The following is a 16249-nucleotide window of genomic DNA, read 5'->3' as shown; positions in this document are numbered from 1 at the left end:
GCCCGGGACGTCGTCGCGCAAGCCCTGCAGGCCATGGGTGGGCGTCGCGGACGCGCCATGCTCACCGCCTTGGGTGTCGCGTTCGGCATCTGCGCGGCCGTTGCCACGCTGGGAATCACCGCCAGCGCCGCCCAGGCGGTCAACGCCAAGTTCGATGAACTCACCGCTACCGAGGTGCGGGTGAGATTCCCGGTGCTCGATTCGAGTGCGCGCGTCGCCCGACCGGAGGTCGACCAGCGCCTGCGGGTGACGGAGCTGAACGGCGTCCGGGACGCGGGCTTGGTGGCCCAGGCAGACGGGCACCCCGCGATCTCGAACATCCGTCACGACGACGCGCCGTGGAGCGAGGCGACAGTGCTGGCGGCCCAGGACGGTGGCCTGACGGCCGCCGGCGCGACGATGCTCAGCGGCCGGATGTTCGACGTCGGGCACGAGAACCGGCACGACCGGGTTGCTCTGGTGGACTCGGTGGCCGCGACGCGACTCTTCGGCGAGGCAGGTGCGGGGCCCGGCGCAATGGTGTTCGTGGCTGACGTGCCGTACGTGGTTCTGGGTGTCTATCAGGCGCCCGCCGGCAACGCGGGTATAACTGGCGCGGTGGTGCTGCCGTACTGGGCCGCGAGCGGGCAACCCGGGCTGCGGTTCTCCGTTTCGGAGATGGTCGTCAGAACCCAACTCGGGGCAGCGGACCAGGTGGCGCGCGAGCTGCCGTTCGTCATCGCCCCCCAGGCGCCCGACGACCTCGCGGTCCTGGTGCCGCCGGACCTGCGTTCGCTGCGTGCAGGCGTCGAGCGGGAGACGCAGGCGCTCTTTCTCGGTCTCGCGCTGGTCTCGTTGGTGATCGGCGCGCTGGGCGTCAGCAATGTCTCGTACGTGTCAGTGCTCGAGCGCAGAGCGGAGATCGGCCTTCGTCGTGCCGTGGGAGCGTCCCGCCGTGCCGTCGCGGCGCAGTTCTGCCTGGAGACTGCGGGACTCGGGCTGGTCGGCGGCGTGGTGGGAACCATCGCCGGCATACACGTCACCGCCGCGACCAGCCTGGCGAAGTCCTGGCTCGTCATCCTCGATCCGATGGTGCTCGGCGGTGGTCCGGTGGTCGGCATGGTCACCGGGCTGCTGGCAGGTGTCTACCCGGCGATCGCGGCGTCCCGGGTTCAGCCGGCAGACGCCCTGCGCTCCTGACCGGGCGCGTCGCCTCGATCACGCTGCTCGTCGGCATGATGGGGGGCGCCTCGAGCGTGTCATCCCGCGACGTCTGCGGGGCGAGCTGGAGGCTCACCGCCGCGCCGGGGCTCGGCGCCTGGACGACGCCGGTCCGGTCCGACCACGAGAAGCGGTGGCGGTAGGACACGACGTCCGGGTCGCCCTGGGCGTCGAAGGTGAACGTGCCTGGGAGGCCGGGGCCGCCCCATGGGTGCTCCCCGTTGTCGGTGTAGTCGTTCGACGAGACCAGCGGAGCCTGCGCGGGCGGGGTCCCGTCCAACGGGTCGCGTCGTCAGCAGTCGATGGGAGCGCTTCCAGATTAATCGACGGAAGTGTTGTGTGCGCGTTACGACTGTGCAAACATAAGGCCGTTCGCGTTTGGGAGCGCGCCCACGCGATCTTGCCGCCGAGGGCACCCGGGTCACCGGGACGGCGGAGGTACCACCGGAGCGATCCGGTCGATCATTTCGCGCCCGCCGGGCCGGGCGTACGTACCACCTGCGACCCTCTGCGCGGCCATCCCCTTCTCGGCCGTGCCCGCGGGTCGACACCGTGCCCTGACCGGGCCACGGTCACCGCCCAAGGAGATGGCATGAAATTCCCGATCCGGCTGTCCGGAAGGCGCAAAGTCATCGCGCTGACCGGCGCGAGCACCCTCGTCTTCGCCGGCCTTGTCACGATTCCCGCGACCATGGCGCACGCCGCCCCCGGCTGCGACATCACGTACACCACGAACGACTGGAGTGAGGGCGCCGGCACCGGCGGCTTCACCGGCACCGTGGTCGTCAAGAACACCGGTGACGCGATCACCAGCTGGTCCCTGAAGTTCGCCTTCCCGAGCGGGCAGACGTTCACCCAGGGCTGGTCGGCGAACTGGACCGCCTCCGGCGCGAACGTCACCGCCACCAACCTGTCCTGGAACGGCGGCCTGGGCACCGGCGCGTCGACCAGCATCGGCTTCAACGGCCGGTGGACCGGCAGCAACCCGAAGCCGACGGCGTTCACTCTGAACAACGTCGCGTGCACCGTCGGCGGAGTCACCCCGACCGCGAGCCCCAGCACGCCCACCAGCCCGAGCGCGTCGCCGAGCACTCCGGCGAGCCCCAGCGCCAGCCCGAGCGCGCCGGCCAGCCCGAGCGCCTCGCCGAGCGCGCCGCCCAGCCCGAGCACCAGCCCGACCGTGCCCGGCGTGAAGGTGGACAACCCGTATTCGGGCGCCCGCGGCTACGTCAACCCGGAGTGGAGCGCGAAGGCGGCCTCCGTCTCGGGCGGCAGCCGCGTGTCGAACGTGTCCACCGCCGTCTGGCTGGACCGGATCGCGGCCATCGCGGGCACGTCGGGCAGCAGCTCGAACGGCTCGATGGGCCTGGCCGACCACCTGGACGAGGCGCTGCGGCAGTACAACGCCGGCAGCGGCCCGCTGACCGTGCAGTTCGTGATCTACAACCTGCCCGGCCGTGACTGCGCCGCCCTCGCCTCCAACGGCGAGCTGGGCGTGGACGACCTGCCGCGGTACAAGACCGAGTACATCGACCCGATCGCCGCGATCATGGGCCAGTCGAAGTACGCGCCGCTGCGCATCGTGACGATCGTCGAGATCGACTCGCTGCCGAACCTGGTGACGAACCTGAACATCGCCAAGTGCGCGACGATGAACTCCAACGGCGGCTACGTCAAGGGCATCGGGTATGCGCTGAACAAGCTGGGCGCGATCTCCAACGTCTACAACTACATCGACGCCGCCCACCACGGCTGGATCGGCTGGGACACCAACTTCGGCCCGTCGGCGCTGAAGTTCAAGGAGGCGGCGACCGCCGAGGGCAGCACCGTCGACAAGGTGCACGGCTTCATCGCGAACACCGCCAACTACTCGGCCCTGGTCGAGCCGTTCTTCACCATCGGCAGCTCCGTGAACGGCACCTCGGTGCGGCAGAGCAAGTGGGTGGACTGGAACCAGTACGTCGACGAGCAGTCGTTCGCGCAGGCGTTCCGCACCCGGCTGGTGTCGGAGGGCTTCCCGTCGAACATCGGCATGCTGATCGACACCTCGCGCAACGGCTGGGGCGGTTCGGCGCGGCCGACCGCGGCGAGCACCTCGACGGTGGTCGACACCTTCATCAACCAGTCGCGCATCGACCGCCGCATCCACGCGGGCAACTGGTGCAACCAGTCCGGCGCGGGTCTGGGCGAGCGTCCCCGGGCCAACCCGGCGACCGGCATCGACGCGTACGTGTGGGTGAAGCCCCCGGGCGAGTCCGACGGTTCGTCGTCGCTCATCCCGAACAACGAGGGCAAGGGCTTCGACCGGATGTGCGACCCGACCTACACCGGTAACGGCCTCAACGGCAACAACCTGACCGGCGCCCTGCCCAACGCCCCGATCTCGGGCGCGTGGTTCTCGGCCCAGTTCGCCGAGCTGATGGCGAACGCCTACCCGCCGCTCTCCTGATGGTGTGAGCTGAACAGACGGCCTCCTCCCGGCGACTGTCGGGAGGAGGCCGTTCTTGTCAGGCGATCGATGGTGGCGCTGGACCGCACCGGGCGGTGGCATGTCAGAGGAATGTGGACACGACAGCAGTCATCGATGAAACAACCATTCAGAAAGATAAGTTGCGCATTATCTGCCGAATAGTGCCGATCGAGCAAAATGCACTAATTGGCGATGCTAAGAAGACAAACATGCCAATCGGACGTGCTGTGGCCCGGAGGCGTGTGCCTCCCTAAGTCTAATGTCGACGTCAGCGTCTCCCTCTCGCCGAACGCGAGTTGGACGTAAAGGTGGCAAAGTGTGCGGCTGCGAATACGAAGCCATAGTGTACAAACCATGCTCTAAACCCTGAAAATTGAGCAAATCAGACTGATCATAATACATCAATGCAGTCAAAACGGCATGGGTCATGTTGACGGCCTCGCGCCCCTCTGCTCCTGTCATGAATCATCCGCTACTGTCCGAATGGCCGAAAACGGCTGGGACGTAATGAGCGGTACTGTCCGGTTGTCCGGCGGGCCGTGGCCGTTGTGGTGATGAATGGAACTCTCATGGGGAGATTCCGGGTGTCTCGCACGTCGGGCATGCGCCGAAAGGTCCTGACGTGGAGCGACTCTGGCGACATGCATGTCCGAATCGGGTAGTTCGTGGTGCGGCTGACCCGTGCTTTGATGGACGCCATGTCCATCGATCTATCGCTGCTCGCGGAGTCCGCCGCGGGCACTCTCGCGGCACTGGCCGCCACCGAGGCCTGGCAGACGGCGCGCGACCGAGTCAAGCGCCTGTTCGGCGGAGACGCCGCCGCGGAGCAGGTCGTGTCGGCGGCCGAGGATCCACGACACCCGGCGCTGAAGGAACTGGTCGAAGCGCGGCTGCGCCAGGACGAGGCGCTCGCCGCGCGGCTGGTCCCGTTGTTGAACGAGCTGAGGCCGGGTGCCGGCCCCGTGATCCAGACGGCCTCGGCGGATCACGGCGCCGTCGTGATCCAGGCCGGTCGGGACGTCAACCGGATCTGAGCCTTCGCGGGCACAGGTGAGGAGGCGCAGATGGCGGACCATGCGGACTGGCCGTACGGCAGCCTGCTCGGCAACCTGCCGGTGCGGAGTCGGACGGCGCTGCTCGATGCCGGCCAGCCTGCCTTGTTCCGTGCCGAGCGACCGCTGATGCTCCAGGGTGAGGCCGGCAACTGCGCACACCTGCTGCTCGCCGGATGCGTGCGGGTCGTGGCGACGACTGCGTCCGGCCAGGAGGCCTTCCTGGCCGTTCGGATCCGAGGCAGCCTGCTCGGCGAGATGGCCTGCCTGAATGATCAACCGCGCACGGCTTCGGTGGTCGCGGTCGGCGACGTGGAGACCCGCCGGGTGGGGCGAGCGGCGCTGCTCGCGGTGATGCGTGAGCACCCCGAGGTCGCCCTCGAGATCAACCGGATGCTCAGCGCACGCCTGCGCTGGGCGAACGAACGGCGGATCGACCTCGTCGCCCGCAAGGCGCCGGTCCGGTTCTGCCGGCTGCTCGTGCATCTCGTGGAGGAGTACGGGCACCGCACGGAGGCGGGCTGGGAGCTGGATCTCGCACTCACCCAGGCGGAACTGGCGTCACTGGCGGGCGTCGTGCGCCGAACGGTGGAGAAGCTGCTGGGCCGGCTCCGTCAGGAGGACATCGTCAGATCGTCCTACCGGCATCTGATCGTCATCGACATGGACCGACTACGCGCTGTCGCTGAGATGACATCGGAGATTCCGAACCAGACCGGAGTCTTCTAGGTCCGTGAGTCGCACAGTGTGAGGGCCAAGCTGCCCACACTGTCATGGAAGGAACTTCGCAGTGCCTCAACGCGAGCATTTCGGAAGACGACTCTGCCTGTACGTGGATGCGGAGAGTTACAGCAAGCGTACGGAGCCGGATCAGGCGACGCTTCAGGAGCACCTCGTGCGGGTGCTCGCCAGCGCTGCCGCCTCCGCGCGGCTCAGCCGGGACGATTGGGAGATCCAGCAGGAGGGCGACGGCCAGCTGGCGCTGGTGCCGCTCGACGAAACCGAACCGCGGTTCGTGGACGAGTTCATGCAGCATCTCGACAACGAGCTGGCCAGGCACAACCGTCAGCTGGTGCCGGAGGCACGGCTGCGGCTGCGGGTGGCGCTGCACCACGGGGTCGCCTACGCGGCGGACAACGGCTTCGCCGGCGACGCCGTCATCACCGTCAGCCGGCTGATCAACTCCCAGGTGTGCCGCCGTGCCCTGGCCGAGAGCGACTCCAACCTGGTGCTTCTGCTCTCGGAGGAGATGTACAAGGACGTCGTGGTCGCCGAGCACACGACCCGGCTGGCCGGGGAATTCCAGCAGGTGACGATCGACGAGGAGAAGGTCTTCACCGAAGCCTGGCTGTGGACGCCCGGCACGGTGCGTCCGGACTCCCTCCAGCAGGCGACCGCGAACCGGCGCGGCACCGTGACGCAGGCCCGGCGGGACGTCAACTCGACGTTCAACCAGCAGGCGCAGTCCATCCAGAACGTGTACGGCGGCGCTCATGCCGAGACGATCAACTTCGGGACGGTCCAGGCCGCCCCGCCCGAGGGGTCGTCATGACGGATACGGCCTCCTCGGCCGGCCCGCCGCCCGAAGCCGCACGCCGCCCGGATCCGCCGGATCCGGGCAACTCGGCACGGGACGAGACCGAGGACGCGGGGCAGCTGCGCTTCGAAGCGCAGACCATCACCAACATCTTCGGCGGGGTGCACGCCGGCGCCGCGAACTTCGGCGGGGCGCACCAGACCGGCTGGGCACGCACCACGGGGCCGGTGGACTCGGCCCAGATGGATGCGATCCTGCGCGATTTCGTCCGCCCGGGGCCGTACGAGCAGGCGCTGAAGGTGCTCCACCGGGCGGGGCTGGTCGTTCTGGTGGGTGAGGAGGGCATCGGCAAACGGGCCGGTGCACTCGCCCTGCTGCGCGACGCGGCATCCGGGCAGGATTCGGTCCTCGCGCTGTCGCCGTCGTACGACTTCGCGCAACTCGCCGCGTATCCCCACCTCAAGCCGGGTCGCGGCTATCTGGTGCAGGACATGCGGGGCGACGGCCGGTCGAGCCCGGAACAGCGGTTCGAGATCGAGCGCCTGACGCGGGTGCTGCAGGCGAAGCAGCTGCGGCTCGTGATCACGGCCCAGCCGCGCAGCCTGTCCCGTACGGACCTCGGCGACCTGGTGGTGGACTGGGACCCGCCGGATCTCGTCGACCTCTTCCAGCGGTTGCTGCGCCGCAGCGGGCTGAAGCTCAGCCCCGCGGACGAACGGCGGGCCAGGGCGCATCTCGACACGTTGTGCCAGCCGCGCCAGGTGGCTGAGTTCGTCGACCGGTTGCCGCAAGGCGTCGAGGCGGCGATGCGGTCGCAGTCGGAGCAGGCGCGTCAGGAGGCGAGCGCCTGGCTGGAGGACAGCACTCGTACGGATGCCGAGGTGCTGGTGGCCGCGGCGGCCTGCTTCCTGTCCGACCTGCCTGAGCGGCTGTTCGAGCAGGGGGTGGCGCGCCTTCAGCAGATCGTCCGCGAGCACGTGGGCTTCGACGGCCCGGCGGCCAGGGGCGAGCCGGTGACGTCGGAGCAGCGACTGCCGCAGTCCCGGCGGCTCTGGGCGGGCAGGACCGGCCTGGTCGTCACAGCCGGGGCCGGCACGTCCACCGACGAGCGACGAGTGGCGTTCCGGGTGCCTGAGTTGCGCGCGCACACGATCGCCGAGATCTGGGCGAGGTACGGGCACGAGCTGCTCGAGCCGCTCCGCCGATGGATCAGGGAGCTGGCCCAGGACCCGTCGGTGGAGATCCGGGCACAGGTCGCGTACGGCCTCTCGCTGCTCGCCAAGGTCAACTGGTCTGAGGTCCGGGAGTCGTTCCTGACGCAGCTGTCCGACGGCGTCGCCGCCGAGCGGGTCACCGCAGCCTTCACGCTGTCGATGATGTGCGCCGACGAGGATCTCGCATCCATCGCGCTGGAGACCGCGCTCGGCTGGTCGGAGAACAGCGGCCAGCGCCGGGCGATGACTTCCGCGATCGCCTGCGGCGGCCCGATGGGAGTGAGCCATCTCGGCAAGGCGTTCGAGCAGCTCTGGTACATGACGACGCGGGGTGCCCAGATCGCGAGGGTGGCCCGGACCTCGCTGTCGCTGCTGACGAGCGGGGCCGAGGAAGCCGGGCGGGCGATGGCGGTGCTGCGTACCACCGTGGACGCCCTGCACTGGGTCATCCGCAACGGCGGCGCCCTCAAGCGCAGAGAGGCGCTGTGGACCGTGCTCGAGATCCTGGCGGCCGAGAGCTTCGCCGCGGAGGAACTGGTCATCGTCCGGCTGATGCGCGACCGGGACGACGCCTACCCGGCGGTCGGGACCCTGCTGGCCGCGGTGCTGGAGAGCGGTCCGCACCGGCACGGCGCCGTCAACGTGCTGCGCCGCATCATCACCACGCTGAGCGGCTACGACCAAGGCCATCTCATCGCCGGCCGGCTCGGCGACGCCGTATTCGCCCACTGGCCGTCCCATGACCTGCTGCGCCAGCAGATCAGGCGGGAACTCGCGCTCTCCGCCAAGGAGGCCGAAACGGCACGGCTTGTCGTCCACCACTTCCTGACCGGCCTGCGTGCCGTCTGACCCCGACGAGAATCAGGAGACAGCAAACAATGTCCGTTCAGTTTCCCGTGCTCGAGGAGAGATCCCTGGGCCGTGCCGAGAGCCGCCTTTTCCGGCCGGCCAAGCGGCGGCTGTCCGACCTTCCCGCCCGCCCGCCGGGCAGCGTCTACGTGTTCCAGGTGGGTCAGCGGTACAAGCTCTACCAGGACGGCGCCCATCTGAGGGGGACCGAGGGCGACCTGGTCGATGCGATGTCCGTGAGCGTGGTGCAGACACGCCCCCTGGAGATTGCCGCCGACCTGGCCATTCCCTCGGCGAGCGCCGCAGACGACTTCACCGTCAGGAGCTGGTTCTGGTGCGAGGTGACCTCCCCGACGACCGTCGCCGAACGGGGCCTGCGTGACGTCCCCGCGCAGCTGGTGAACTTCCTGCGCCGGGACGTCGGCATGCAGAAGCTGGGCACGTCGGTGTCCATCAACGACATCAACGAGATGCGGGTGCGCGCCGACGCCCGAGTCCGTGCCTTCTGCGAGGTCAGGCAGCTCGAGATTCCTGGCATGTCGGTCCAGCTGACTTCGGTTGAGGTGCTCACACCGGACACTCTGCGCAGCCATCACACCAAGATGCGGGACACCGTGTGGGCGGCCGAGATCTCGGGCGCGCTGTCGCAGCACGAGGACTCCGAGATCCAGCGGCTCGCGGCGTACCTGGGCCAGCCTGAGTACGCGGCGGCGCTGGCAACCGTGCGGGACAAGATGAACCTCGCCCAGATCGTCGAGGGCGCGTACGCCGACCGCCGGACCCGTGATGCGAACATCCTGGAGCTGCTGAAACTACTCGAGAAGAACGGCCAGCTCGACCGAATCCCGGTCGACGGCCGGCGGCTTGTGGACGCGCTCTCCAACCGGGTGGCCGGCATCGAGACGCTGACGCTCGCCGAAGGCGTCGACACCAGCGGGGCCGACAAGGTCGCCGCTGCCGGCCCCGCGATCGACGCGAAGGAGGCGCGCTTTGTCCCCGACGAAGATCGTCTCGCAGAATAGGCGGTACGCCGACGCCGACCAGGCGCCGCGGCCGGTCCGTCCCTGGCCGGGACCGGAAGCGCGCCGGCGGCCGGAGCCCGTCGACCTCAGCACGGTCGGCAGGTGGCTGCGGTACCTGGCCGGCGTGAACGAGAAGCTGCTCGACCAGGTCCACTACGAGCGGACCTGGTACGCGGCGCTCGGCGGGGTGATCCTCGGCACCGCCACCATCGCGGCGTTCTCGATGTGGTTCGCCGTCAATCAGGCGGTCGGCATCGCGCACCTCGGGATCGTGGTGCCGGTTCTCATCTGGTTCCTGTTCATCCTGAACCTCGACCGGTGGCTGGTCGCCAGCCGCCCCACCCGCGGCTGGCCGAAGTTCTGGCTGGTGGCGACGCGGGTCGTGCTGGCTGTCCTGTTCGGCGTCGTCATCGCCGAACCGCTGGTGATGCGGATCTTCGAGACGAAGATCATCGAGAACGTGCGGGCGGACCGTGCCGACCATCTGGCGACCTTCGAGGGTCGGCTCACCGCGTGCAACCCTGATCTGACCGTGCCTGGTGCGACGGTGCCGAATGACTGCTCGGCCAAGGAGAAGATGTCACTCGGCGACCCGCGTAAGCAGTCTGACGAGCTGACGGCATTGCGTGAGGACGCGGCCGGCCTGCAGAAGTCGATCGACGACTTCAACGCCAAACACCAGCAGCGGCAGGTGAAGGCGAATGCGGAGTGCGTCGGGACCTCAGGGCCGGGACTCACCGGCAGGCGAGGTGAAGGGCCGCGCTGCGAGCGGCTGACCCAGGAAGCGGACGACTTCGCCGCGCAGTATCCCCTGGTGGCCAACACGACCAGGCTGGCCGAGATGAAAGCCGACATCGCAGTGATGGAGGGAGATCTCACCGACGCCCGCGCCGCCCTCGAGAACGCACGGACGGCGGAGATCAAGGCTCGGCTCGCCAAGGAGGTCCAGGTAGACGCCCCGATCGGGCTGCTGGAGCGGATGCAGGCACTGCATGTCCTGGGCGACGAGAACTCCGCACTGTGGTGGGGCATCCTCATGGTCCGGCTGCTGTTCATCGCCGTGGACTGCTCGCCGGTGCTGCTGAAGATGGCGAACAGCCGCACCGCGTACGACCGGTTGGTCGAAGCCGAGCTCGACGAGGCGGTCAGCACGCACATCGGGGGCATCGAGAAGTCCCGGCGCGGGCGTGAGGTCGAGGACCAGCTCGATCGCGAGGAGCACACGCTGGCCGAGCGCGAGCGGGAGGCGGATCTCAGCATCCGTTACGCCGACGCGGTGGACAACCTGGCCAAGGCGTACGAGAAGCGGGCTCGTGCGGAGGCGGCATCGTAGCGGCCCCGGGGCACACGTTGTCATGGCAGGGGCGTGTCCGGACCGGACACGCCCCTGCGTCACGCCGTGTTCAGGCTAGGCCGCCGGGTCCTGTCGCAGGCCCGCCAGGCCGACCCGGTCCAGGATCCACGCCGCCACGAACGCCTCTTCCTTCCAGGCGTCGTAGCGCCCCGACGGGCCGCCGTGACCGGCCCCCATCTCGGTCTTGAGCAGGTACTCGCCGCGTGGGGCGGTGTGCCGCAGGGCCGCGACCCACTTGGCCGGCTCGCTGTAGCGCACGCGGGTGTCGTTCAGGCTGGTCACCGCGAGGATCGGCGGGTACTCCAGGTCGGCGACGTTCTCGTACGGCGAGTACGCCTTCATGTAGGCGTACACCTCGGGGGATTCGAGGGGGTTGCCCCACTCCTCCCATTCGGTGACGGTCAGCGGCAGCGACGGGTCGAGGATCGACGACAGCGGGTCGACGAACGGCACCTGCGCCACGATGCCCGCGAACGCCTCCGGGGCGATGTTGGCGACCGCGCCCATCAGCAGGCCGCCGGCCGAGCCGCCGCGCGCGATGATGCGGTCGGAGCTGGTCCAGCCGCTCTTGGCCAGGTGCCGGGCGCACGCCACGAAGTCGGTGAACGTGTTGCGCTTGGCCAGCAGCTTGCCGTCGTCGTACCAGTGCCGGCCCAGCTCACCGCCGCCGCGCACGTGCGCGACCGCGAAGACCACGCCCCGGTCGAGCAGGGACAGCCGCGGGATGGAGAACCACGGGTCCATGCTCGACTCGTACGAGCCGTACCCGTAGAGCACCAGCGGCGCGCTGCCGTCGACAGGCGTGCCCGCCTTGCAGACCAGCGAGATCGGCACGCCGGTGTTGTCGTCGGCAGTCGCCCACACCCGATGCTGGGAGTAGCGGGCCGGGTCGAACGGCTCGCCGTCCGGGCCGGGCAGCACGGGCTTGCGCTTGCGCAGCAGCAGCTCGCCGGTGGCCACCACGTAGTCGAAGACCGAGTCCGGGGTGACCATCGAGGTGTAGGACAGGCGCAGCTGGGCGGTCTGGTAGTCGGGGTTGCCGGACAGCCCGACCGTGTAGAGCGGCTCCGGGAAGGTGATGTCCCGCGGCTTCGACGTCGGCTCGCCCGCGGTCGGGAACAGGCGCAGGCCGGTGAGGCCTTCCTGGCGCAGTGACACCACGTACATGTCGGCGAACGCGTCCACGCCCTCCAGGCGTACCCCGTGGGTGTGGCCGATCAGCTCCTGCCAGTCGGCCGGGTCGGACACCGGGGCCTGGGCGAGCGTGAAGTCCTCGGCGTCGCGGTTGTGCAGGATGAGCAGCCGGTCGCCCTGCGGCTCGACGGAGTACTCCAGGCCCTGCACGCGCGGCGTGACCACGGTCGGCGCGGTGGTGGGCGCGTCGGCCGGGATCAGCCAGACCTCGCTGGTGATCTTGCTGTGGATGTCGATCTGGATGAAGCGCTGCGAGCGGGTCAGCTCGACGCCGATCCAGAAGCGCTCGTCCGCCTCCTCCAGCACCAGCGTGTCGTCGCCGGTCGAGCCGACCGCGTGCCGCCACACCTGGTGCGGGCGCCAGGCCTCGTCCACGGTCAGGTAGAACAGCTGCGTGCCGTCCACCGACCAGGCGCTGCCGTAGAACGCCCCCTCGATCCGGTCGGGCAGGATCTGGCCGGTGGCCAGGTCCTTGACCTGGAGCGTGAAGCGCTCCTCGCCGGTGTGGTCGGTGGAGTAGGCCAGCAGCCGCCCGTCCGGGCTCACGTCGAGCGTGCCCAGCGCGAAGAAGTCGTGCCCGGCGGCCAGCTCGTTCCCGTCGAGCAGGATCTCCTCGTCGGCCGGGGCGGCGCCGTCGCCCGGGGCCGGTGGGGCGGTCTCGCCGGGCGCGACCGGGCGGCGGCACTGGATGCCGTACTGCTTGCCGGCCTCGGTGCGGGCGTAGTACCAGTAGGCGCCCTTGCGGACCGGCACCGACAGGTCGGTCTCCTGGGTGCGGCCCTTGATCTCGCCGAACAGCGTCTCGCGCAGCCCGGCCAGGTGCGCGGTGGCGTGCTCGGTCCAGGCGTTCTCCGCCTCCAGGTACGCGGTGACCGCAGGGTCGTCCTTCGTCTCCAGCCAGGCGTACTCGTCGATGACGTCGTCGCCGTGATGGCTGCGAGTGCTGGCGATCCGCGGTGCGACGGGGGCCGTGGCCGGCCCGGTGGGGAGATCGGAAGTCATGACGGTAACGCTACCGGCAGGGCGGGTGGCGGGGCAGCGGTGATTGCCGGAACGGTGGCGGATGACTAGTATCGAACATACGTACGAATGAGCTTTGTGCGCTGCGTGAAGATTTCCGTCTCACGTGTCGCCAGCCCGCCCTGCGCGGGGTGAACTGTCAGGAGCGGCACCTTCCATTCGGTTGGAGCGAGGGATGACGGCACCGGTGCGTGAGGAATCCGAGCTGGACGGGATGCGTCTGGGCTGTCCCGTGCGCCCGGCGGGTGTGCTGGACGCGGTCGACGGCGCGCTGGTGCGCTGGGTCGCCGCACCGCGCGACCTCGCCGAGGCCGCCGCCCTGATGCGCCGGGCCCACGAGCTGGGCCTGACCGTGCTGCCGCGCGGCTGCGGGTCGAAGGCCGGCTGGCTGGACCCGCCGCCGGTGGTCGACCTGCTGGTCGACCTCTCCGACCTGGCCTCGCTGCGCTACGACCCCAGCTCCGAGCAGCTCACCGTCGGCGCGGGCGCGGGGGTCGCGGCGGCACAGGACGTGCTCGCCCGCGCGGGACGCCGACTGGCACTGGACCCGCCGTCGGCGCGCGCGACGTTCGGCGGGGTGCTGGCGGCGGCCGAGTTCGGTCCGCTGACGCACCTCTACGGGCCGCCCGCGGTGCAGGTGGTGGACGCGACGGTGGTGCTGCCCGACGGCACCGTGACGACCGTGGCCGACCGTGCCCGGCTGCTCGGCTCCAGCATCTTCGACCTGCGCTGGACGCATCCCGGCGGGCTGCACCCGGCCAGCCTGATCGTCGAGGTGACGCTGCGGACCTACCCGCTGGCTCCCGCCGCGGCCTGGGTGGTCTGCCCGGTGCTGCAGCCGCTGCAGGTGGCCACGCTGCGCGACGACGTGCTGGCCGCCAACCTGGCCCCGGCCGCGATCGAGCTGGACATGCCGGGGGTGCGCCGCACCCCGCAGGCCGGCGGGCGGCGCGACGCCACCGGGGTGATGGCGGTGCTGCTGGAGGGCTCGGCGGTCAGCCTGGCCGACCGCGGCCGCCTGCTGGTGCGCCGCCTCGGCGGGCACGCCTACCTGACCACGCAGGCCCCGCTGTGGTGGGGCAAGTACCCGTTCCGCCCCGACGAGGTCGCGGTGCGGCTGTATGCGCCCGAGGGCGACCTGCACTCGGTCTGCTACACGCTGGTCGACGCGATCGGGTCGCCGGTGCCGGTGCGCGGCAGCATCGGCGTCGGGCAGGCCTGGGCCGCGGTGCCCGGCGAGCTGCCCGCGGGGCGGCTGGTGTCGGTGCTGGAGACGTTGCGGGAGGTGCTGCTGGCACGCAGCGGCTCCGCTGTGGTGCAGGCCGCCCCACCGCACCTGCGTGGGCTGCTCGCGCCGTACCGCGTGCCATAATTCGTACGCTGTGATCGACTTCAACGAGCCGGTGGGTTATCCGGCAGACGCACCCGCCTCCCAGGAGCTTTTCGACCGGGCGGCGGCGATCGTGCCAGGCGGTGTGAACTCGCCCGTACGGGCGTTCCGCGCCGTCGGTGGCACCCCGCGCTTCATGGTTCGCGGCGAGGGCCCCTGGCTCTTCGACGCGGACGGCCGCCGCTACGTGGACCTCGTCTGCTCGTGGGGCCCACTGCTGCTCGGCCACGCCCATCCCGAGGTCGTCGGCGCCATCCAGGCCGCCGCCGCGCGGGGCACCAGCTTCGGCACGCCCACCCCGGGTGAGGTCGACCTGGCCGAGGAACTGGTCTCGCGCACCGCCGCCGAGCAGGTCCGGCTGGTCAACTCGGGCACCGAGGCGACCATGTCGGCGATCCGGCTGGCCCGCGGATTCACCGGGCGGACGAAGATCATCAAATTTGCGGGCTGCTACCACGGGCATGTCGACGCGCTGCTGGCCGCGGCCGGCTCCGGCGTCGCGACCCTGGCGCTGCCCGACTCGCCCGGGGTCACCGGTGCGGGCGCGTCCGAGACCATCGTGCTCAAGTACAACGACCTCGACGCGGTGGCGCAGGCGTTCGAGACGCACGGCGCGGACATCGCCGCGATCATCACCGAGGCCGCCGCGGGCAACATGGGCGTGGTCGCGCCGCTGCCCGGCTACAACGCGGGCCTGGCCGAGATCGCGCACCGGCACGGCGCGCTGCTCATCATGGACGAGGTGATGACCGGCTTCCGGGTGTCGCGCGGCGGCTGGCAGGGCCTCGACCCCGTCGACGCCGACCTGTGGACGTTCGGCAAGGTCATGGGCGGTGGCCTGCCCGCCGCGGCGTTCGGTGGGCGCGCCGACGTGATGTCGAGGCTGGCCCCGGCCGGCCCGGTCTACCAGGCGGGCACCCTGTCCGGTAACCCGCTGGCCTGCGCCGCCGGCCTGGCCACGCTGCGGCTGGCCGACGACGCGCTGTACGCCAAGCTGGACGCCACTGCCGCGACCATCGGCGAGCTGGCCACGAAGGCGCTGGCCGAGGCGGGCGTGCCGCACCGGCTCGCCACCGCGGGCAGCATGTTCTCGATCTTCTTCACCGACGCCGAGGTGCGCGACTACGACGACGCCCGTCGCCAGGACACCGCCGCGTTCAAGGCGTTCTTCCACAGCATGCTGTCGCAGGGGGTCTACCTGCCGCCGAGCGCCTTCGAGTCGTGGTTCGTCTCGGGCGCGATCGGTGACGAGGCCCTCGAACACATCGCCGCCGCCCTGCCGGGCGCGGCCAGGGCGGCGGCGGCAGTTCAGCGATGAGGACGATCGTCCACCTACTCCGGCATGGAGAGGTGCAGAACCCCGCCAAGATCTTGTACGGGCGGCTGCCCGGCTTCCAGCTCAGCGGTCTGGGCCAGCAGATGGCGAAGGCGGCCGCCACGGCGCTGGCCGACCGGGATGTCACCTACCTGGTGTCGAGCCCGCTGGAGCGGGCCCAGCAGACCGCCCAGCCGTTCGGCGAGCAGCTCGGGCTCGACGTGCACCTCGACCCGAACCTGATCGAGAGCGGCAACTACTTCGAGGGCATGCGGGTCGGCGTCGGCGACGGCGCACTGCGTGATCCGCGCCACTGGTGGGTGCTGCGCAACCCGATGACCCCCAGCTGGGGCGAGCCGTACCGGCTGATCGCGGCCCGCATGATCATGGCCCTGGACGCCGCCCGCGAGCACGCCCGCGGGCACGAGGCGGTATGCGTGTCGCACCAGCTTCCGATCTGGACGCTGCGCATGGCCATGGAGGGCAGGCGGCTGTGGCACGACCCGCGCCGCCGCGAGTGCGGGCTGGCCAGCCTCACCTCGTTCGTCTTCGAAGGTGATCAGTTGGCGCAGATCACATACTCCGAGCCGGCAGCCCACCTGGGGACCGGAGCCGGGCGCGGGGCATGATGG

12 protein-coding genes are annotated in these 16249 nt (G+C 70.1%); 11 read left to right on the top strand and 1 reads right to left on the bottom strand.

What is annotated here, in order from left to right:
• Positions 1-57 precede the first annotated feature (57 nt).
• The 8 genes from F6W97_RS05620 (at position 58) to F6W97_RS05585 (ending at position 10677) form a co-directional block, all read left to right on the top strand.
• A complete protein-coding gene (locus F6W97_RS05620) occupies positions 58-1179 on the top strand; it encodes an ABC transporter permease (protein ID WP_196278990.1) in 1122 nt (373 codons plus the stop codon).
• Between the two features lie 613 nt (positions 1180-1792).
• On the top strand, positions 1793-3649 hold the full coding sequence (locus F6W97_RS05615) for a glycoside hydrolase family 6 protein (RefSeq protein ID WP_155369060.1): 1857 nt from the start codon (positions 1793-1795) through the stop codon (positions 3647-3649).
• A 686-nt stretch (positions 3650-4335) separates the two neighbouring features.
• Positions 4336-4704: a hypothetical protein gene (locus F6W97_RS05610; protein ID WP_155369059.1), complete on the top strand. Its 369-nt coding sequence runs from the start codon at positions 4336-4338 to the stop codon at positions 4702-4704.
• A 30-nt stretch (positions 4705-4734) separates the two neighbouring features.
• Positions 4735-5451, top strand: coding sequence for a Crp/Fnr family transcriptional regulator (locus tag F6W97_RS05605; RefSeq protein WP_155369058.1), 717 nt, complete (start codon positions 4735-4737; stop codon positions 5449-5451).
• A 166-nt stretch (positions 5452-5617) separates the two neighbouring features.
• A complete protein-coding gene (locus F6W97_RS05600) occupies positions 5618-6274 on the top strand; it encodes a hypothetical protein (RefSeq protein ID WP_155369057.1) in 657 nt (218 codons plus the stop codon).
• Complete coding sequence (locus F6W97_RS05595; RefSeq protein WP_155369056.1) at positions 6271-8322, top strand: hypothetical protein; 2052 nt, start codon at positions 6271-6273, stop codon at positions 8320-8322. Before F6W97_RS05600 ends, F6W97_RS05595 begins: the two co-directional genes overlap by 4 nt.
• A gap of 29 nt (positions 8323-8351) precedes the next feature.
• Positions 8352-9344, top strand: a complete 993-nt coding sequence (locus F6W97_RS05590; RefSeq protein ID WP_155369055.1) for a hypothetical protein — start codon at positions 8352-8354, stop codon at positions 9342-9344.
• A complete protein-coding gene (locus tag F6W97_RS05585) occupies positions 9313-10677 on the top strand; it encodes a DUF4407 domain-containing protein (protein ID WP_196278989.1) in 1365 nt (454 codons plus the stop codon). The genes F6W97_RS05590 and F6W97_RS05585 overlap by 32 nt, the downstream gene beginning before the upstream one ends.
• Before the next feature lie 75 nt (positions 10678-10752).
• Here F6W97_RS05585 and F6W97_RS05580 read toward each other — a convergent pair whose 3' ends face one another.
• The gene (locus tag F6W97_RS05580; protein WP_155369053.1) at positions 10753-12894 is read right to left on the bottom strand and encodes a S9 family peptidase; all 2142 of its coding nucleotides are present in this window, start codon (positions 12892-12894) and stop codon (positions 10753-10755) included.
• A gap of 193 nt (positions 12895-13087) precedes the next feature.
• On the opposite strand from F6W97_RS05580, the gene F6W97_RS05575 reads away from it, so the two are divergent.
• From F6W97_RS05575 to F6W97_RS05565, 3 genes are read left to right on the top strand one after another with little or no spacing between them, the layout of a single operon-like run.
• The gene (locus F6W97_RS05575) at positions 13088-14284 is read left to right on the top strand and encodes an FAD-binding oxidoreductase (RefSeq protein WP_155369052.1); all 1197 of its coding nucleotides are present in this window, start codon (positions 13088-13090) and stop codon (positions 14282-14284) included.
• Positions 14285-14294: 10 nt separating this feature from the next.
• Positions 14295-15620, top strand: coding sequence for a glutamate-1-semialdehyde 2,1-aminomutase (gene hemL / locus F6W97_RS05570; RefSeq protein WP_155369051.1), 1326 nt, complete (start codon positions 14295-14297; stop codon positions 15618-15620).
• A complete protein-coding gene (locus F6W97_RS05565) occupies positions 15617-16246 on the top strand; it encodes a histidine phosphatase family protein (protein ID WP_155369050.1) in 630 nt (209 codons plus the stop codon). The genes hemL and F6W97_RS05565 overlap by 4 nt, the downstream gene beginning before the upstream one ends.
• The last annotated feature ends 3 nt before the right edge of the window (positions 16247-16249 follow it).

It is taken from the genome of Catellatospora vulcania (assembly GCF_009720385.1).
GTDB lineage: Bacteria > Actinomycetota > Actinomycetes > Mycobacteriales > Micromonosporaceae > Catellatospora > Catellatospora vulcania.
The sequence above is the reverse complement of the archived record's forward strand: the minus strand, read 5'-3'. Positions and strand labels throughout refer to the sequence as shown.